The sequence below is a fragment of the Streptomyces sp. 4F14 genome (genome assembly GCF_048159485.1).
Classification (GTDB): domain Bacteria; phylum Actinomycetota; class Actinomycetes; order Streptomycetales; family Streptomycetaceae; genus Streptomyces.
On record NZ_JBLRVY010000005.1, the window covers coordinates 273,992 to 292,547 of the forward strand.

Below are 18,556 nucleotides of genomic sequence, written 5' to 3' on the forward strand. Positions count from 1 at the left end.
TTGGTGTGCAGAGACCTACTTTCTTCCCTGCGCCCCCTGTTCCTCACGGGCCGTTCGGTCCACCGGGGTGGGCCGAACGGCCCGCTTTTCCCTATGCCAGCCCGTTGTTGATGGCCGTCACCAGTTCGCCGTTCGCCGTGTCACCGCTGAACTCCCAGAAGAACGCGCCCTTCAGGCCCTGGGACTTGGTCCACGCCATCTTTCCGGCGATGGTCTGGGGGGTGTCGTAGGACCACCAGTCGCTGCCGCAGCGGGCGTAGGCGGTGCCGCCGACCAGGCCGGTCGCCGGGCAGGTCGTCTTCAGGACCTTGTAGTCCTCGATGCCTGCTTCGTACGTCCCCGGTGCGGCGCCCGTCGCGGTGCCGCCCGGTGTGGACTGGGTGACTCCGGTCCAGCCCCGGCCGTAGAAGCCGATGCCGGTCAGGAGTTTGTTCGCGGGGACGCCCTTCGCCTTGTACTTGGCGATCGCGTCGGCCGTGGTGAAGCCCTGCTGGGGGATGCCGGGGTAGGAGGTGAGGGGGGAGTGGGGGGCCGTGGGGCCCTGGGGGGTGAAGGCGCCGAAGAAGTCGTACGTCATGACGTTGTACCAGTCGACGTACCGGGCCGCGCCCGCGTAGTCCGTCGCGTCGATCTTGCCGCCGCTGGAGGCGTCGGCCGTGGTCGCGGCGGTGACCAGGTAGTTCGCGCCGAACTTGGCGCGCAGGGCGGACATGAGGTTCTTGAACGCCGCCGGGCCGGAGCTGTCGCAGGAGTTGCCGCAGGCGTTCGGGTACTCCCAGTCCATGTCGACGCCGTCGAAGACGTCGGCCCAGCGCGGGTCCTCGACGAGGTCGTAGCAGGACTGGGCGAACGCGGCCGGGTTGCGGGCGGCCTCACCGAAGCCCCCGGACCAGGTCCAGCCGCCGAACGACCAGAGGATCTTGATGTGCGGGTACTTGGCCTTCAGCTGGCGGAGCTGGTTGAAGTTGCCGCGCAGGGGCTGGTCCCAGGTGTCGGCGACGCCGCTGACGGACTGGTCGGCGGTGAACGCCTTGTCGTAGTCGGCCCAGGCGTCGCCGATCGCGCACTTGCCGCCGGTGACGTTGCCGAAGGCGTAGTTGATGTGGGTGATCTTCGCGGCGGAGCCGGAGGTGACGAGGTTCTTGACGTTGTAGTTCCGGCCGTAGATGCCCCACTCGGTGAAGTAGCCGAGTTTCACCGGGGATTCGGCGCGTGGGGCGTGCGCTGCGGCCGGGGTCGTGAGGGCGGCCAGGGGGAGCAGGACGGCGGCGGCGAGTAGGGACGCCAGCTTGTGGAGGGAGTGTCTGCCGAGTGCGAAGCGCATGGGGGCGCCTCCTCGTCGTGGGGGATCGTGGATGACGTACCGTGCCGGAGCGTAGGAGTGGTCTGGACCAGTAGTCAATAGGTCCGTACCAATGGAGAGTTGATCGCTCCGAGGTCAGCCTAGATCCCCAACTCCTGCGCCAGGACCGCCGCTTGGACCCGGCTGCGGAGTTCCAGCTTCGCCAGCAGCCGGCTGACGTGCGTCTTCACCGTGGCCTCCGCCATGTCGAGGCGGGTGGCGATGGCCGCGTTGGACAGGCCCTCGCCGAGGCAGGCCAGGACCTCGCGCTCGCGCCGGGTGAGGGTGTCCAGGACGGTGGGGTCGGCCCGTGGGCCGCGGGGCGCCGCCGTCGCGAACTCGGCGATCAGGCGCCGGGTGACCGCGGGGGCGATCAGACCCTCGCCGCGTGCCACCGTCCTCACCGCGTCCAGGAGTTGGGAGGCTTCGGCGTTCTTCAGGAGGAAGCCGGCGGCGCCCGCGCGCAGGGCGCCGAAGACGTACTCGTCCAGGTCGAAGGTGGTGAGGACGAGGACGTCCGCGAGGGACTCCTCGGTGACCCGCCGGGTCGCCGACACGCCGTCCAGGCGCGGCATCTGAATGTCCATCAGGACCAGGTCCGGCCTCAACTCCCTGGCCAGGGCCACCGCTTGCTCGCCGTCGGCCGCCTCGCCGACCACCTCGATGTCCGGGGCGCTGCCCAGGATCAGGACCAGGCCCGAGCGGACGGCCGACTGGTCCTCGGCGACCAGGACGCGGATCATGCGGGGGCTCCTTCGGTCAGGGGGAAGGTGGCGTGGACCGTCCAACGGCCTTGCCCGGGGCCCGCGTCGAAGGTTCCGCCGATCAGCGCGGCCCGTTCGCGCATGCCGACCAGACCGGCGCCGGAGCCCGGGGCGCGCGGGGGTTCGGGGGCGGCGTACGGGCTGGTGACCGTGACCTTCAGGCGGGTCGTGTCGTGGCCGAGGGTGACCGTGACCGGGCCGGGGGCGGCGTGTTTCAGGGCGTTCGTCAGGGATTCCTGGACGATGCGGTAGGCGGCCAGAGCGACCGGGGCCGGGGTGTCCGGGGCCGGGTCCGTGGTCAGGGTGACGTCCAGGCCGTTCGCGCGGGCGCCCTCGATCAGGGTGGGGAGGGCGTCCAGGGTGGGGGCCGGTTCGACCGTGTCGCCGGGCTGCCGCAGGATGCCGATCAGGCGGCGCATCTCCGTGAGGCCCTCGACGCTGTTCTCCCGGATCACCGAGAGGGCCTTCTTCGAGGTGTCCGGGTCGTCTATCGACAGGGCGGCCGTCGAGTGGATCGCGATGGCCGAGAGGTGGCCCGCGACGAGGTCGTGCAACTCCCGTGCCATGCGGGCGCGTTCGGCGGTGACCGCCTGCGTTCTGTCGAACTCCGCGAGCAGCGCGGTCTGTTCGGCCCTCAGCTGGGCCGCCTCCGCCGCCGACCGGTGGTTGCGGACCAGGGCTCCCGTCGTGGCCGGGGTCAGGGTCAGCAGGCCGATCACCAGGCCGATCAGGAGCGCGTCCGGCTGGTGCCAGACCGCGAACGGGACGATCGTGCCGAGCAGGGTCAGCAGCGCCGAGACGCGGGGCAGGAGGCGGGCGGTCGCCGGGGTGCCGTACAGGACCGCCGCGTAGACCAGGTCCGTGTACATCAGGACCGTGACCACGCTGCCGCGCGTCACCGTGTCCAGGGCCAGGGTCGCCGTGCCGAGCAGGGTGGCGGTGTTCGGGTGCGTCCTGCGCAGCAGCTCGCAGGCCGACATCACCGCCAGCGGGAGCAGCGGGGGCCAGGCGCCGTCCCACAGCACCAGTTCGTTGTCGCCGCCGGGGCGGGCGAACAGGCCGACCGCCCACAGGAGGACGCCGCCGGTCAGTCCTGCGGCGGCGATACGGAGGTCGTCGCGGTGGGGGGCCATGGCTCCTATCCAACACGGGTCGCCCGCGCGGCGCCTGCTGCCCGGGGCGGGTCCTGGACTGCATCTTTCGATGTACCGGGATCTCGTCACGGGCGACGAGGTGAGGGGGCCGGCGGGCCGGGAGGCTGGAGACACGTCCCCTGACCGAAGGAGTGATCCGTGTGATCGTCGGACTGATCATCGCCTGTGAGGTGGCGTTCTGGGTGCTGCTCGCGCTGGGCCTCACCTTCCGGTACGTCCTCAAGATGCCGCGCACCGGCCTCGCGCTCCTGCTGTGCGAGCCGCTCCTCGAAATCGCCCTCCTCGTCATCACGGCCATGGACCTGCGGGACGGTGCGGAACCCAGCTGGCACCATGGCGTCGCCGCGGTCTACATCGGCTTCACGGTCGGTCTCGGCCACTCCACGATCAGATGGGCCGACGCGTGGGTGTCCCACCGCTTCTTCGACGGGCCCCCGCCGGTCAAGCCCCCCAAGTACGGCATGCCCCGCGCCCTGCACGAGTGGAAGGTCGCCGCCCGCTGGATCCTCGCGGCCCTCGTCGCCGCGGGCCTCCTCCAGGCGGCGATCTGGTACGTCGGCGACACCGGCGAGACGGGTTCCCTGCGGAGCTGGCAGTCCCGGATGCTGTTCGTGATCGGCATCAACGTGATCATCGCGGGGGCGTACACGGTGTTCCCGAAACGGGCGCCGGTGGTTGCGGAGAAGGAGAGCGAAGAGGTGGGGCGGTGATACTGACGGGCGTGGATGACGTCGTATCCGCGAGCCAGGCCCGCGCCGGCCTCCCGCACCTGATCGCGAAGGCCGAGGCGGGGGAGGCGGGTAGGGATTGAGGGGGCCCGTCAGGGCGGGTTCTCCGGCCCGGGAGGGGCGGTCGAGGAGGGCGGCAGAGGGGGCGGCGGGGGCGGCCGGCCCGACCGCACCCCGTGCGGGCCGGGCGGTGCGGGAGCGTTCGGCGTTGTGGCTGACTTGCCCGGGTGCGCCTGTGCTCCTGCGTCTGTTCGTCCCCTACCTCTCCCCGCCCGGCACCCACAGCACGTCCCCCGTCTCCTTGTTCGCCGTCCTCGCCAGGATGAAGAGGAGGTCGGACAGGCGGTTCAGGTAGGTCGCGGTCAGGGGGTTCATCGTGTCGCCGTGGACCTCCAGGGCCGCCCAGGTGGAGCGTTCCGCGCGGCGGACGATCGTGCATGCCTGGTGGAGGAGGGCGGCGCCCGGGGTGCCGCCGGGGAGGATGAAGGAGCGGAGTTTTTCGAGGGTGGCGTTGTAGTGGTCGCAGTCCGTCTCCAGGCGGTCGATGTAGAACTGCTCGACGCGCAGGGGAGGGAAGTCGGGGTTCTCCACCACCGGGGCCGACAGGTCGGCGCCCACGTCGAACAAATCGTTCTGGATGCGGACCAGGACCTTCACCACGTCCGCCGGCAGCGCGCCCAGCGCGATCGCCGTGCCGAGCGCCGCGTTCGCCTCGTTCGTGTCGGCGTACGCCGCGATGCGGAGGTCCGTTTTGGGGACGCGGCTCAGGTCGCCGAGGTTGGTGGTGCCCTGGTCGCCGGTGCGGGTGTAGATGCGCGTCAGATTGACCATGGGATCAGGGTAGTTGTGAGGGTGCTGGGGGGCGTAGGTGTGATGTCCGTCGGAGGTGACGTGACGCGCGTTACTAAGCCGTCACAGAGAGGCTCGGGGCCGCTAAGGTCCGGGCCAAGGGACGGCGTGCCGGGGGCGGATCACTAGGGCACGCGAACCGCACAGACCCCACGAGCCTCACCCCTGCGAGTGAATTCGGTATCGGTTCGCTCACAGACGGCAACCTCCAGCCGTCCGGGGCAGTCAGACGATGCGATACCGGACGAGTACACACGCACACAGCAGGCACAGCACACGCGGAGCACGGAACGCGACGCCAGGGGAGCGCATATGCACATCAGGGGCGACCACGCCGAGGTGGTCGTCGGGGGTCGGCTGGACGTGCACAGCGCGGCGGACGCCCGTACGGTCCTGCATTCGGCCGTCGACGCCGGGGCCGGCGACCTCACGCTCGACCTGTCCGAGCTGGACTTCTGGGACGCGACGGGCCTCGGCGTGATCATGGGCGTGCACCGCAGGGCGGGCCGCGCGGGCCGACGCCTGGTGCTGCGCGGCGTACCCCCGCAGCTGCAACGTCTGCTGGTCGCCACGCGCCTGCACCGCATCCTCGCCATCGAGGGCGGACTCGCGGCCGAATCACTGCCCCGGGTCTGACAACACCAGGTCACCCACGCAATCCTCACCGGACCGTGACGTCTCGGGCGGCGCGGTACCCCGGGCTGTCGGAGATACTGTGCGAAGGTTTACGGTTCGTCTGCCCGCCGTCCTCAGCCCTCTGGCGGGCACCGGACCTGAAGCGACAGCGCAGTGTGCACCGCGGCCGGGAAGGGCCACCACCACACGACGCTTTTGGGGGGCTTGACCGATGGACCCGAACACCCGGGAGCCCGAGGAGACCGGCCAGGACGGCCGCGCGCAGCGCCCGCGTTCCTCCAGGGACCCCCTCGCACCCGACTTCGGCCAGCACGCGCCGACCCCGGTCCGCACGGTCGACGTCGTCGCCGGGGAACACCTCCTCACCGTCAACCCGGTCGACGGCAGCGAGATAGAGCTGTGCCCGCCGACCGAGCGCCCCGACACCCCCGTACGCCGCACCGCCGAGGCCCGCGCGGAGGCCGGGCGCGCGGCGAGACCCCCGGTGCCCGCCGGGCACGTGCCCGCGCCGCCGCCGCTGCTCGGCCGCCAGGAGGAGCGCGAGCAGCTCGTCCGCCTCATCGCCCGCGGGCGTTCCGTACGCCTCACCGGGCCCGCCGGCTCCGGCCGCACCCGCCTCCTCGACCTGGTCGCCGAGGACTGCGCGGACCTCGCCCCCGACGGCGTCGTACGCCTCAGCGGTTTCGGGCGCGGCGGGCCCGAGCTGCTGCACGAGCTGTTCCACGCGGTGTACGACGCGCCCCTGCACCGGCCGCTGCACGGCGAACTCCTCGTGCTGGTGCGGGAGATCGGCGCGGTCGTCGTCGTGGACGACCTGGAGTTCGGCGGCGCCGAGCTGGACGCGCTGCTCGCGGCGACCCCCGAGTGCGCGTTCGTGTTCGGCGCGACGGGGGAGACGCCGCTGCCGTCGGCGGGCTCCGCCGTGGAGGAGGTCACCCTCGGCGGGCTCGACCGGGCCGGGGGCATCGATGTCATCGAGCGCGCGGTCGGCCGGGTCCTCACGGAGGAGGAGGCCAACTGGGCCGGTGACCTGTGGTTCGAGTCGGAGGGGCTGCCGCTGCGGTTCGTGCAGGCCGGCGCCCTGCTCCAGCAGCGCGACCAGGTACGGGCCACCGCCGACGCGGTCGACGAGTACGGCGTCTTCGAGGACGCGCGGCCCGCCGGCCCCCAGGACGGCGAGCCGGAGGAGGAGATACCGCTCCCCTCCCTCGGCGAGGCCGCCGGTCCCGCGCCCCTGCTCGCCGCCCGCCTCAGCCCGTCCGCCCGCGCGACGCTGCGCTTCGCGATCGCCCTCGGCGGAGAGGTGCCGCATCAGGCCCACCTGCCGGCACTGGTCGGCGACACGCACGCGGACGCGGCCCTCGGCGAACTGGTCTCCTGCGGGCTGGTGACACCGGTCGGGGCCCGCTACCGCCTCGCGGCGGGGATCCAGACGCAGCTGGAGGCGGCGGGGTACGCGGGCGAGGCCCAGGGGGGTGGCGGGTACGGGGCCGAGGCCCGGGGTGGTGCCGGTTACGGCGGTGCGGCCCAGGGTGGTGCCGGGTACGCCGGGGAGTCCGTCGCCCTCGCTCAGGCCGCCGCCGCGCACTACGCCTGGTGGGCCGGGCATCCCTCCGTCACGCCGGAGCGGGTGTGTGCCGAGGCCGATGCGATGCTCGCCGCGCTCGCCGTCGTCGCGCCGCTGACGGGGCCGCCCGCCGACGGGGAGCAGTCGACGGCCGTCCAGCTCGCCCGTACCGCTGTGCCCGCGTTCGCCGCGGGGCTGGCCTTCGACGCGTGGGAACGAGCGCTGCGGGCCGGGGCCGAGGCGGCTCGGCTGTCCGGGGAGGTCGCCGATCAGGCGTACTTCCACCATGAGCTGGGCGTGTACGCGATCCTCGCGGGGCAGCTCGACCGGGCGCGGTCGGAGCTGGAGACGTCCATCGGGCTGCGGGGGGCGCTCGCCGACAAGCGGGGCACGCTCGCGGGGCGGCGTGCGCTGGCGCTGGTCGCGGACCGGTCGGGGGAGGTGCCGGGGCTGGTGACGGTGGCCTCGGGGACCGTCGTCCAGAGTGAGGCGCCGCGGTATCCCGAGACGGTGGTCACCCAGAAGCAGCGCGTCGTGGTGCCGCCTACCGTGCCGCCGACCGTGGTGTCGGCCGGGGTGACGCCGCCCGCCCAGCATCGTCGTAGCCTGCGGGGTATTGCTCGGCGGAATCTTGTCGCGGCCGGTGCGGGGGCGTTGCTCGTCGCCGTGCTCGGGACCGTTGTGGGGCTCGGGGCCACGTCCGACAAGGGGGCCGACGAGCCGTCGCGGCAGGTTGAGCCGTCCGCGAGTACGGGGCTCGACGACGGGAACCCCGGTGCCGGGGACTCCGGGGGTACCTCCGCCGGTTCCGGTGGGGCGGGGGCCACGGGTGGGGGTGTCGGGGTGCCCACGAGTCGGCCCAGTCCGACGGATCCCGGGCCGGACGGGGAGATGGGGACGCCGGACGATCCGACGCCGTCGGCTTCCGCCGATGGGACCACGGGGGGTACGTCAGGGGGGAGTACAGGGTCTACGGGGGGTACTACGGGAGGTACGTCTCCTACGCCTACCGCGCCTGCCTCTCCGAGTCCTTCGCCGAAGCCCACGGTGACGCCGAAGCCGTCCGACTCCGCTTCGCCGAGTCCCACGGGGACGTCGCCCAGTCCGACGCCGTCGTCGGAGGAGACGCCGTCCACGCCGGCCTCGGCGAGTGGGCCCGCCCCGAGCACGTCCGGTTCTGCTTCGGCCGAGGTGATGTAGAGGAGCGCCTTCTGGAGTGCCGGGTCAGGTTGTCTGGCAGGTGCGGGTTCGATGTGGCTGGTCGCGCAGTTCCCCGCGCCCCTAAAAGACGACACCTGATCCGGCAGTGGAAAAGACGCGCCAGATCCTTCCCCCAACGTTCGCCTTCCCCGGTGGCATCGGCCTGTCCGAGCCCCTAGCGTGGCCGCATGATCGAGCTTGAGGGGCTGACCAAGCGGTACGGCGAGAAAGTGGCGGTGAACAATCTGAGTTTCGCCGTGCGGCCGGGGATCGTGACCGGGTTTCTGGGGCCGAACGGGGCCGGGAAGTCGACCACGATGCGGATGATGCTGGGGCTGGACCGGCCGACGGCCGGTGATGTGCGGATCGACGGGCAGCACTATGCCGATCTCAAGGAGCCGTTGAAGTACATCGGCGCGCTGCTGGACGCGAAGGCGATGCACGGGGGCCGGAGCGCCTTCAACCATCTGCTGTGCCTCGCGCAGAGTAATGGGATTCCCCGCGCCCGGGTGGACGAGGTGCTGGACACGGTCGGGCTGACGGCCGTGGCGAAGAAGAAGGCGAAGGGGTTCTCGCTGGGCATGGGCCAGCGCCTCGGCATCGCGGCGGCGCTGCTGGGCGACCCCAGGATCCTGATGTTCGACGAGCCGGTGAACGGCCTCGACCCCGAGGGCATCCACTGGATCCGCAACCTGATGAAGTCGCTCGCGGCGCAGGGCCGGACGGTCTTCGTGTCGTCGCACCTGATGAGCGAGATGGCGTTGACGGCGGACCACCTGGTGGTGATCGGCCAGGGCAGGCTCCTCGCGGACACCTCGATGGCGGACTTCATCGCCCGCAACTCCCGCTCGTACGTCCGTATCCGCACCCCGCAGCGCGAGCGGATGCTCGACGTGCTGCACCAGGCGGGCGTCACGGTCGTGGAGACGGGCAGCGGGGTCCTGGAGGTGGACGGGGAGAAGGCCGAGCAGCTCGGCGAGCTGGCGGCCCAGCACCACCTGGTGCTGCACGAGCTGTCTCCGCAGCAGGCGTCGCTGGAGGAGGCGTTCATGCAGCTCACCGCGGAGTCGGTGGAGTATCACGCGCACACGGACGAGGCCCCGCCGCAGGCGTGGGGCGACGGCTGGAGGAAGGACTGAGATGGCCGTCACCGAGGTTTCGCAGGTCGTGCGGTCGGAGTGGACGAAGGTCCGGTCGGTCGCGTCGACGGTGTGGACGCTGTCCCTCGCGTTCGTCGTCACGGTCGGCGTGGGGATGCTGATCGCCGTGGTCTCGAAGAACACGTTCGACGACATGGACCGCAAGGATCAGCTCTCCTTCGACCCGACCCTGATCAGCTTCGCCGGGATGTCCCTCGGCCAGCTCGCGATGATCGTGTTCGGGGTGCTGGTCGTGTCGAACGAGTACAGCACCGGCATGATCCGTACGTCGCTGGCGGCCGTACCGCAGCGCGCCACCTTCTACCTCAGCAAGCTCGCCGTCGCCGCCGGGCTGACGCTGGCCGTCGGGATCGTCACCAGCTTCGTCACCTTCTTCGTCGGGCAGGCCATGCTGGGCTCGCTGCGCACGGACATCGGGGAGCCCGGGGTGCTGCGGGCCGTCATCGGCGGCGGGCTGTACATGACGCTGATCGCCCTGTTCTCGATCGGCGTCGCGACGATGCTGCGCTCGCCGATGCTCTCCCTCGGCATCCTGATGCCGTTCTTCTTCCTCGTCTCCAACATCCTCGGGAACGTCTCCGCGACGAAGAAGGTCGGGCAGTACCTGCCGGACCAGGCGGGCAGCAAGATCATGCAGGTCGTGACGCCGGTCGACAACGACACCCCGTACGGGCCCTGGGGCGGGTTCACGATCATGGCCGTGTGGGTGGTGGCCGCGCTCCTCGGCGGATACCTGCTGCTGAAGCGGCGGGACGCCTAGGGCGCTCCTGGCGGATCTCCGCGGCGTCGCGACGCCCGGCACGCTCCCCCAAGCTCTCCGAGCAGGGGGGACCCCCACTCGCGGCACCGCGCAGAAGCCCCCGTAGCTCCTCCCCCACTCGCGACTTCGCTTGAGCGGGGGGACCCCCATCGAAGACTTCCACGCGGCACCCCGAGAGCACGCACCGAACGCCGCTCCTTCTCCCGCGGAGATCCACCAGAAGCGCCCTGCCGCCGCCCTTGGCCGGAACCGTCAGCACCCCGATAAGCTTCCTAACTCTTACGGGGGGCGCGTGCCCCGCTGTCCTGAACCTTGCGATGGGTGCGGAGCATGATCGAGGCAGTCGGCCTGACCAAGCGCTACGGCGACAAGACCGCCGTGCACAATCTGTCCTTCCGGGTGCGGCCGGGGGCGGTCACCGGGTTCCTCGGGCCGAACGGGTCGGGCAAGTCCACGACGATGCGGATGATCCTCGGGCTGGACAACCCGACCGCCGGCGCCGTCACGATCAGCGGCTACCCCTACCGGCAGCTCCCCAACGCGGCACGGCACGTGGGGGCGCTGCTCGACGCGAAGGCCGTGCACGGCGGCCGGCACGCCCGCAACCACCTCCTGTGCCTCGCGCAGCTCTCCGGGATCCCCGCGCGGCGCGTGGACGAGGTGCTCGGGGTCGTCGGGCTCCACGAGGTGGCCCGCAAGCGGTCCAAGGGGTTCTCCCTCGGCATGGGCCAGCGGCTCGGCATCGCCGCGGCCCTCCTCGGCGACCCGCAGGTGCTGCTCTTCGACGAACCGGTCAACGGGCTCGACCCCGAGGGCATCCTCTGGGTGCGCAACCTGATGAAGTCCCTGGCCGCCGAGGGCCGTACGGTGTTCGTCTCCTCCCACCTGATGAGCGAGATGGCGCTCACCGCCGACCACCTCATCGTCATCGGCCGCGGACAGCTCCTCGCCGACATGAGCGTGCGCGACTTCATCGAGGCGAACTCGGCGGGGTTCGCGCGGGTGCGTACGCCGGACACCGAGGCGCAGCTGCGCGAGAAGCTGACGTCCGCGCTGACCGAGGCCGGCGCGCACGTCCTGCCCGAACCCGACGGGGCCCTGCGGGTGACGGGGCTGGCACTGCCGCGCATCAGCGACATCGCGCACGCCACGGACGTACGCCTGTGGGAGCTCTCGCCGCACCAGGCGTCGCTGGAGGAGGCGTACATGCGGATGACGCAGGGCGTCGTCGACTACCGCTCCACCACGGACCAGAAGTCGGGGCTCCAGCAGCCGCTGGCGCCGGGCGCGTTGCCGCCGCTGCCGGTGGCCGGGCAGGGGCAGCCGGGCTGGTACGCGCCTCCGCCGCCGCAGGAGAACCCGTACGCGCAGCCGCAGCCGCCGGTCGTGGTGGAGGCCGCCCCGGAGCCCGTCGAGGCCAAGGTCGAGGCCGGCGTGAAGAACGACTCCGTCGAGAAGAACGACACCGAGGACGCACGATGAGCCAGCAGACTTCCCCGCCGCAGGTGTGGCAGCAGGCGGCGCCGGGATACACCTCGCCCATCCCGGTGGTGCGCACGCACCTCGGGCACGCCGTCGCCTCCGAGTGGACGAAGATCCGGTCCGTGCGCTCGACGATGTGGACGCTCGGGGTGTTCGTGGTGCTGGTCGTGGGCGTCGGCCTGCTGACGGCGGTGCTGATCGCCGCCAACGCCGACCCGGCCTCCCTGGAGTCGGACAACCCCCTGTCTTACGGCGTGTTCGGGCTGCTCCTCGGCAGCATGTGCGTGATCACGCTGGGCGTCCTGACCACGGCGTCGGAGTACGGGACGGGCATGATCCGGACGACGACGGTGGCGTGCCCCTCGCGGGGGCGGATCCTCGCGGCGAAGGCCATCGTGTTCTTCTGCGTCGCGTTCGCGTTCACCTTCGTCTCGACGCTGATCGTCGCGCTCGCGGACGTCGCGCTCCTCGACGGGGCGCGGACCCCGTCGACCGGCGAGTGGGTGAAGGGCACCTTCGGGGTGTCGCTGTTCATCGCGTTGCTCGGGATGCTGTCGCTGGCCTTCGGCTCGATCGTCCGGCACTCCGCCGGAGCCATCACGATCATGATCGGGCTGGTGCTGGCGCCGCTGGTGCTCGCGCTGTTCATGTTCGCGGACTCCCTGTCGCCGCTGCGGGACTTCCTGTTCGAGTACTCGATCCCGAACCTGCTGAGCACGTTCTACGCGCAGACGCTCACCGACTCCGGGCCGTCCGCGTGGGACTCCCTGCTGATCGCCCTCGTCGTGACCGGCGCGGCGTTCGGCGCCGGGTTCGCGCTGCTGGAGAAGCGGGACGTGTAGCCGGCACCGTCGGCTAGAAGCGCGGTGCGTTGCGGGACCGTCGTACCCCCGGGGTGCGGCGGTCCCGGGCGTTCCAGCATGCCTTGTGCCAGTGGCGGCGGTCGTCGACGCCCGCGTGCTGGGGCCAGGCGACGACGTGCGGGACGCCGTCGGGGATCAGCTGGTCGCAGCCGGGGCAGCGGTACGACTTGCCCTGGCTGCTGGCACCCGCGACGTGCCGCACGCTCCACTCCTCGCCGTCCCAGTCCGTCGAGGACTGCCAGCCGCCGTACCGGTTCGCGCGGCCGTCCTCGGCGCTGGGGCCTGACGGGTCGGTGCCCTTGGGGCGGTTGCGGCGCGGGGACACGGGACACCTCACGGGGCTGTACGGGAAGCGGGGTTCCGTCCCAGCCTACGCGGCGGAATGCGGGGTAGGCGCAGAACGTCCAATCCCCAACAAGTCACCCGGGGGCAGGGGGTTGAGTGGCTGCCGGGAGCCGTTCTCCAGACAATCGGCAAATCTCTTCGCGAAGCCGTGTCCTCGGCACGTGTCAGACGGTTATGCCGGGTGGGGGAGCTCCGTGTCGGAGCCAAGGAAGCAGGAAAGTCCCATGCGCGTAGGAAGTTTCGTGTTGGCGGCCCAGTTCCCCGGACAGGGCCAGGGGGAGGCACTGCATCGCGCGGTGCGCTCCGCGGAGGTCGCCGAGGAGGCGGGCCTCGACTCGGTCTGGCTGGCCGAGCACCACTTCGTGCCGTACGGCACCTGCCCGTCGGCCGTCACCCTCGCGGCGCTGCTGCTCGGGCGCACCCGGCGGATCAGGGTCGGTACGGCGGTCAGCGTGCTGCCGACCGTCCACCCCGTCGCGCTCGGCGAGCAGGCCGCGCTGCTGCACCTCACCAGCGGCGGGCGGTTCTCCCTCGGCGTCGGGCGAGGCGGGCCCTGGGTGGACCTGGAGGTGTTCGGGGGCGGGATCGAGGCGTACGAGTCCGGGTTCCCGGAATCCCTCGACCTGCTCCTGCGGTGGCTGCGGGAGCCGTCCGTGGGGGCGTCGGGGGAGCGGTACCGGTTCCGGGACGTGGCCGTCGTGCCCCGGCCCGCCGAGTCCCTCACGGACGCGGAGGGGCCCGAGGTCGTCGTCGCCTGCACCTCGCCGGCGAGTGTGCGGCTCGCCGCCGAGCGGGGGCTCGCCATGCTGCTCGGCATGCACATCGGGGACGAGGAGAAGGCGGAGATGGTCGCGCTGTGGCGGCGGCACGCGCGCGCGGTCGGGCGGCCCCGGGAGGAGATCGCCACCGCCGGGCACGTCTCCGCCGGGGTCTGCCAGATCGCCGACCGGCGTACGGACGCGGTGGAGACCCTCGTCAAGTCCATGCCGGGCTGGTTTCGGCAGGGGCTCGGGGCACACGTCACCGTCGACGGGCGGGCCAGGGCGATGCGGGATCCCGTCGCCTACACCGAGCTCCTGTGCGGCCTGCATCCCGTGGGGACACCGAGGCTCTGCGCGGACCGGCTGTCGGCCACCTCCGAGCGGACCGGCATCACCCGCTTCGCCCTGCTCGTCGAGGGCTCGGGGGATCTGGCGGCGACGGAGGAGAACGTGCGCAGGCTGGGGACGGAGGTGCTGGGGAACCTGCGGTGAGGGGGGCGGGTGGGTGTTACCCGTTCGCCTGCCGGTCCGGGTGTTCTGTGGATCTCCCGCATCCGGAGCGGCAGGCGAACGGGGTGGTGCGTCAGCAGTCCCTGAGTTCCGGGGACTGGTTCAGCAGTTGGCCGCGGATCGAGGTGAAGCGGGCCAGGCGGTCGTCCGCCGAGGGGTCAAGTGGGAAGACCGCTACCCGGTGGCAGTTCTGGAAGGCCAGCCGTACCCCGAAGTGCCGTTGCAGCGCGCCGCGTATCGCGTCACTGGCGAGCGCGCGGAGCAGTTGCCCGCGCGCCTGCTCGCTCGGCGGCGGCGTCTGGTTGTCGGCGAACTCTCCGCCGTCCACCTTCAGCTGGGCCACCAGCGAGCTGATCATCTCCCACGCGTAAGGCAGGGAGGTCCGGACGCAGTCGACGAATTCGGCTTCGTCGACCTCGCCTCGCTCGGCCTGTTCCAACAGTGCCGGTGAGACGTCGAGCGACATGGGTTCTCCTCTCGCACCCCCGGATTCCGCAGGGGTTGCCGGACAGAAAAAAGGAGAGCCCGCCGTGCCCGTTCTCCCGCAACACTCTGAGTGCACGCACGGCGACCTCCCCGTCACTACCGTAGGCAACCGGTGGGGGCCGCACCAGGAGAATGGCCACTTCGGACCCTTCGGACGGGGGGACAATCAGCCAGCGCGCGAATGACCGGAATCCTGTGGGATTGGGGAGGAACCGGCGCTCCCTGACCGCTCCCGGGGCACCGGCCGACCGGAGGTGTCCGTGTTCCGGCGGGCATGTGACGGGCGATTCACACCGCCGCCCGAGTGTCGAGTAGCGTTGCTGCCCATGCGTCTCGTCATCGCCCGCTGCTCCGTCGACTACGCGGGCCGCCTCACCGCCCACCTGCCCTCCGCGCCCCGTCTGATCCTGGTCAAGGCCGACGGCAGCGTGTCGATCCACGCGGACGACCGGGCGTACAAGCCTCTCAACTGGATGTCCCCGCCTTGTACGTTGAAGGAGGGAGCCGGGGACGACGCGGGTGTCTGGACCGTCGTCAACAAAGCGGGCGAGAAGCTCATCATCACGATGGAGGAGGTCCTCCACGACTCGTCCCATGAGCTCGGTGTCGACCCCGGGCTGATCAAGGACGGCGTGGAAGCGCACCTCCAGGAACTCCTCGCGGACCGGATCGAGACGCTGGGCGAGGGGTACACCCTCATCCGGCGCGAGTACATGACCGCGATCGGGCCCGTCGACATCCTGTGCCGGGACGCCGAGGGGCAGACCGTCGCGATCGAGATCAAGCGGCGCGGCGAGATCGACGGGGTCGAGCAGCTCACCCGCTACCTGGAACTCCTCAACCGCGACCCCCACCTGGCCCCGGTGCGCGGCGTCTTCGCGGCCCAGGAGATCAAGCCGCAGGCGCGGGTGCTGGCGACGGACCGGGGCATCGGCTGCCAGGTCCTGGACTACGACGCGCTGCGGGGCATCGAGGACGACAAGCTGCGGCTGTTCTGAAACGTCTTGATCACATCGGGCCCGGGTGCGTACTCAGGCCCGACTGAGTAGCCGAGCGCTGGCCGGGTTCCCCGGGGTCCCGGAAGCTGGGCGCATGGATACGCGTGCTCCGGGCATCGCCCGCCAGGTTCTGCCGTTCTCGCTGCTCGCCGGGGTCTCGGCCGCGCTGTGGGCCGCATGGCTCGGCTGGGACCAGAAGCGGGACCTGCACCCCGACGGCAGCAGCACAGGGCCCTACGAAGCCTGGCAGGTCGTAGGGCTCGTGGTGTGTCTGCTCGGAGTCGTGGGGTGGGCGGCCCGCCGCGGGTACCGGGCTGAGGTCGCGCTCGGGGTGAGCGCGGGGATCACGGGGGCCGCCTTCGTGGACTGGTCAGATGACGCCAGCGGCCTCTTCATGGTGGGTGTCCTGATGGTCGCCGCGGGGACGCTCGTGGGCACCACACTTGTCTCAGAGGCCGTCAGGCGTCACTTTTCGGACCGGAGTTGTTGATTTTTGGACTGAACCTGTGGCCAGGGTTTCGTATTTGGTCTGTACCGATCGAGAATGGAGCGGAGGTGTGGCTCCAGTTACGACGTCGTACGGGCGAGGACACCGCTCACGTTGAGGACCTCGTTGCACCCTGACGCGCGCTGACCGGTGGCCGGTGTGCCCGGCTTCGCACAGGTCACCTCGACGGTCACGGTCTCGTTCGCGGCGATCTCGATGGGGGTGACCCAGTGGTAGTCCTGGTTGCGGAAGGTCTCCAGCGCGATCGTGGTGATCTTCCGGCCACCGAACGAGAAGGTCAACACCCCTTCGTCGCCCTGGAAGTTGGCGAGGACGACGTCCGTGACGCGGAAGACGGTGTTCGCGGGGACGGTGTAGACGCCCGGCTTGGTCTCCCCGGCGTTCGCCTTGACCTCGATGGTCTGCGACAGCTGCTCCCCGGCACCGGTGCCACCCCCGGTCCCCGTACCCGTCCCGGTGCCCGTCCCCGTGCCCTGCCCGTTCCCGCTGCCCTGCCCGGTGGTGCCCTGTCCGCCGCCCGGCGTGGTGCCGGTGCCGCCGCCGGTGTCCTGGCCCCCGGTCGCGCCGGCCGTGGGTGCGGGGCGCGGCTGGACGGCCTCCTTCGCCGCGTCCTTGGCGGCGCTGCGCACGGCGGGGCGCACCAGTGTGAACCAGAGCAGCAGCAGCGCGAGGAGCAGCGCCAGCAGCGCCAGCAGCCACCTCGGGAAGATCGGTATCTGCACGAACTCGGCGTCCAGCGGCGCCGGGGGCACGCTGTCCTCCGTACGCGGCTGCTCCTGCGTATCCGCCTCGCCCGCGTCGGCCGGCTCGGGGACGACCTCCGTCGTCGTCAGGGTGAACGGCCATACGGCGGGCGTCCCGAACCACACGGGCTTGCCGGTGCGGACCCGCAGGCCGACCTCCACCGACTCGCCGGGCTCCAGCCTGGGCCGCTCCGGGTCGAAGGCGAAGCCCAGTTCCTCGCCGGGCTGGCCGGGCGTGAACTCCACCTGGACCGGCGTGTTGCCCTGGTTGCGGACGGCCAGCCGGTAGCGCCCGCGCAGCCAGCCCCGCCGGCGCCTGGGCACCAGCTCGGTCTCCAGCTCGTGGAACGCCTCGATCCGGACGGTCCCCTCGGGGACGCGCACCGCCTCGGGGTGCTCGGCGGGCAACACCCGTACCGCGAACGGCCGTTCACCCGCCCGGATCTCCGGGGAACGCGGCGGCGACAGCGTGATCGTCACCGTCTCGGAGGTCCCCGGGTACAGGGAGACCCGCGCGGGCTCGACGGTGCTCCACGCGGCACAGTCCCCGACGACCTCCAGGCTGTACGCCTCGACGATGTCGCTGTCGTTGCGGACGGTCAGGGTGGTCGTGGCGACGGAGCCGGGGGCGACCGTCACCACCGGGATGTCGAGACCGGACGTACCGGGACCGGAAGAGGCTGGAGAAGGGGTCACCCGACCACGCTAGGGACCCGCGCACCCACCCCGCGAGGGGCGCGAGGGCAGTGTCCGGGCAGTCGCGGTGCCCGCGCGGTGACCCGGGGAAGGGGCTGCCGATGCCGTCCCCCTACTTAGCCGTAAGCCTTCCGCGCCCGCGATGCCCTTGTCACCCTTCCCCCACGAACCAGTGACCACGCACCTCCCACACGCTCCGCGCAGAGGAGAACAGCCCTGCCATGTCTGCCGTCTATGAGTACCCGGCTCAGCGCACCCCCGGCACCCGCCGGCCGGTGACCGTCGCCGTGTACGCCGCCGACCCGGTGCTACGGGTCGGTGTCGTCCAGCAGTTGAGGCAACGCCCCGAAGTCGCGTTCGTCGACGACGCGGACGCCGACAGCGCGCACATCTCGCTGGTGGTCGTCGACACCGTCGACGACGACGTCGCCGCCCTGCTCCAGCGGCTGCGCCACAACACCGCCACCCGGACCGGCCTGGTCGTCGGCACCCTCGGCTCGGGCGCGCTGCAACGCGTCGTCGAGTGCGGGGTGACGGCGGTGCTGCGCCGGGCCGAAGCCGATCAGGACCGCCTCGTCCACCTCGTCACCGCGCTCGCCAACGGGGAGGGCGTCCTGCCGGGCGACCTGCTCGGCGAACTCCTCACCCACGTCGGCAGTCTCCAGCGCGCCGCACTGGATCCGCGCGGGGTCTCCCTGTCGACGCTCACCACCCGCGAGGCGGACATGCTGCGCCTGGTCTCCGAGGGGCTCGACACCGCCGAGATAGCCCGCAAGACGTCGTACTCCGAACGCACCGTCAAGAACGTCCTGCACGAGATCACCACCCGGCTCCAACTGCGCAACCGCGCCCACGCGGTGGGCTACGCGCTGCGCAACGGGCTGATCTGACCGCACGCGTGACGGGCCGGTCCGGCGGCCCGGTACGCGGCCGGCTGCCCGAAAGCGCAAGGGGAGTTTCCCCCGGGTACGGCTGCCCGGCCCTGGCGTGGCGGTGGGGGCGGG

General features: G+C 71.5%; 17 protein-coding genes and 1 pseudogene. 11 read left to right on the plus strand and 7 right to left on the minus strand.

The genetic code is table 11. From position 1 onward, the window contains the following. Positions 1 to 91 precede the first annotated feature (91 nt). The 3 genes and pseudogenes from ACLZOT_RS10630 to ACLZOT_RS10640 form a co-directional block, all read right to left on the minus strand. Positions 92 to 1,201 (minus strand): annotated as a pseudogene (locus ACLZOT_RS10630) (glycoside hydrolase family 18 protein); the annotation flags it as partial. A gap of 242 nt (positions 1,202 to 1,443) precedes the next feature. Beyond that, complete coding sequence (locus ACLZOT_RS10635; protein WP_416968538.1) at positions 1,444 to 2,085, minus strand: response regulator; 642 nt, start codon at positions 2,083 to 2,085, stop codon at positions 1,444 to 1,446. Next, positions 2,082 to 3,239, minus strand: a complete 1,158-nt coding sequence (locus ACLZOT_RS10640; protein ID WP_416968539.1) for a sensor histidine kinase — start codon at positions 3,237 to 3,239, stop codon at positions 2,082 to 2,084. Before ACLZOT_RS10640 ends, ACLZOT_RS10635 begins: the two co-directional genes overlap by 4 nt. 161 nt (positions 3,240 to 3,400) lie before the next feature. On the opposite strand from ACLZOT_RS10640, the gene ACLZOT_RS10645 reads away from it, so the two are divergent. After that, a complete protein-coding gene (locus tag ACLZOT_RS10645) occupies positions 3,401 to 3,970 on the plus strand; it encodes a hypothetical protein (RefSeq protein WP_416968540.1) in 570 nt (189 codons plus the stop codon). A gap of 276 nt (positions 3,971 to 4,246) precedes the next feature. Here the strand turns inward: ACLZOT_RS10645 and ACLZOT_RS10650 are convergent, their stop codons facing one another. Then, positions 4,247 to 4,819: a cob(I)yrinic acid a,c-diamide adenosyltransferase gene (locus ACLZOT_RS10650; protein ID WP_416968541.1), complete on the minus strand. Its 573-nt coding sequence runs from the start codon at positions 4,817 to 4,819 to the stop codon at positions 4,247 to 4,249. 330 nt (positions 4,820 to 5,149) lie between these two features. Between ACLZOT_RS10650 and ACLZOT_RS10655 the strand changes: the two genes are divergently transcribed. The 6 genes from ACLZOT_RS10655 to ACLZOT_RS10680 all read left to right on the plus strand — a co-directional run bounded on the left by ACLZOT_RS10655 (position 5,150) and on the right by ACLZOT_RS10680 (position 12,484). Continuing rightward, complete coding sequence (locus ACLZOT_RS10655) at positions 5,150 to 5,473, plus strand: STAS domain-containing protein (RefSeq protein ID WP_416968542.1); 324 nt, start codon at positions 5,150 to 5,152, stop codon at positions 5,471 to 5,473. A gap of 211 nt (positions 5,474 to 5,684) precedes the next feature. Then, positions 5,685 to 8,240 (plus strand): ATP-binding protein, encoded by a 2,556-nt coding sequence (locus ACLZOT_RS10660; RefSeq protein WP_416968543.1) that lies wholly within the window; start codon positions 5,685 to 5,687, stop codon positions 8,238 to 8,240. Positions 8,241 to 8,428: 188 nt separating this feature from the next. Beyond that, positions 8,429 to 9,379 (plus strand): ABC transporter ATP-binding protein, encoded by a 951-nt coding sequence (locus tag ACLZOT_RS10665; protein ID WP_416968544.1) that lies wholly within the window; start codon positions 8,429 to 8,431, stop codon positions 9,377 to 9,379. A 1-nt stretch (position 9,380) separates the two neighbouring features. Continuing rightward, a complete protein-coding gene (locus ACLZOT_RS10670) occupies positions 9,381 to 10,160 on the plus strand; it encodes an ABC transporter permease (protein ID WP_416968545.1) in 780 nt (259 codons plus the stop codon). Between the two features lie 330 nt (positions 10,161 to 10,490). Next, positions 10,491 to 11,642 carry an ATP-binding cassette domain-containing protein gene (locus tag ACLZOT_RS10675; protein ID WP_416968546.1) on the plus strand — a complete coding sequence of 384 codons (1,152 nt, stop codon included), beginning with the start codon at positions 10,491 to 10,493 and terminating at the stop codon, positions 11,640 to 11,642. Further along, positions 11,639 to 12,484, plus strand: coding sequence for an ABC transporter permease (locus tag ACLZOT_RS10680; RefSeq protein ID WP_416968547.1), 846 nt, complete (start codon positions 11,639 to 11,641; stop codon positions 12,482 to 12,484). The genes ACLZOT_RS10675 and ACLZOT_RS10680 overlap by 4 nt, the downstream gene beginning before the upstream one ends. 13 nt (positions 12,485 to 12,497) lie before the next feature. On the opposite strand, the gene ACLZOT_RS10685 is transcribed toward ACLZOT_RS10680, so the two are convergent. Next, positions 12,498 to 12,830 carry an ATP/GTP-binding protein gene (locus tag ACLZOT_RS10685; protein WP_416968548.1) on the minus strand — a complete coding sequence of 111 codons (333 nt, stop codon included), beginning with the start codon at positions 12,828 to 12,830 and terminating at the stop codon, positions 12,498 to 12,500. 244 nt (positions 12,831 to 13,074) lie between these two features. On the opposite strand from ACLZOT_RS10685, the gene ACLZOT_RS10690 reads away from it, so the two are divergent. Then, on the plus strand, positions 13,075 to 14,103 hold the full coding sequence (locus ACLZOT_RS10690) for an LLM class flavin-dependent oxidoreductase (protein WP_416968549.1): 1,029 nt from the start codon (positions 13,075 to 13,077) through the stop codon (positions 14,101 to 14,103). A gap of 91 nt (positions 14,104 to 14,194) precedes the next feature. Here the strand turns inward: ACLZOT_RS10690 and ACLZOT_RS10695 are convergent, their stop codons facing one another. Beyond that, positions 14,195 to 14,587: an SCO5389 family protein gene (locus ACLZOT_RS10695; RefSeq protein WP_416968550.1), complete on the minus strand. Its 393-nt coding sequence runs from the start codon at positions 14,585 to 14,587 to the stop codon at positions 14,195 to 14,197. Between the two features lie 346 nt (positions 14,588 to 14,933). Between ACLZOT_RS10695 and nucS the strand changes: the two genes are divergently transcribed. Both nucS and ACLZOT_RS10705 read left to right on the plus strand, forming a co-directional pair. Next, positions 14,934 to 15,605, plus strand: coding sequence for an endonuclease NucS (gene nucS, locus ACLZOT_RS10700; protein WP_416968551.1), 672 nt, complete (start codon positions 14,934 to 14,936; stop codon positions 15,603 to 15,605). Between the two features lie 94 nt (positions 15,606 to 15,699). Next, positions 15,700 to 16,095: a hypothetical protein gene (locus ACLZOT_RS10705; protein WP_416968552.1), complete on the plus strand. Its 396-nt coding sequence runs from the start codon at positions 15,700 to 15,702 to the stop codon at positions 16,093 to 16,095. 77 nt (positions 16,096 to 16,172) lie between these two features. Here ACLZOT_RS10705 and ACLZOT_RS10710 read toward each other — a convergent pair whose 3' ends face one another. Beyond that, a complete protein-coding gene (locus ACLZOT_RS10710; RefSeq protein ID WP_416968553.1) occupies positions 16,173 to 17,552 on the minus strand; it encodes a hydrolytic protein in 1,380 nt (459 codons plus the stop codon). A 221-nt stretch (positions 17,553 to 17,773) separates the two neighbouring features. On the opposite strand from ACLZOT_RS10710, the gene ACLZOT_RS10715 reads away from it, so the two are divergent. Then, positions 17,774 to 18,442: a LuxR C-terminal-related transcriptional regulator gene (locus ACLZOT_RS10715; RefSeq protein WP_416968554.1), complete on the plus strand. Its 669-nt coding sequence runs from the start codon at positions 17,774 to 17,776 to the stop codon at positions 18,440 to 18,442. Positions 18,443 to 18,556 lie beyond the last annotated feature (114 nt).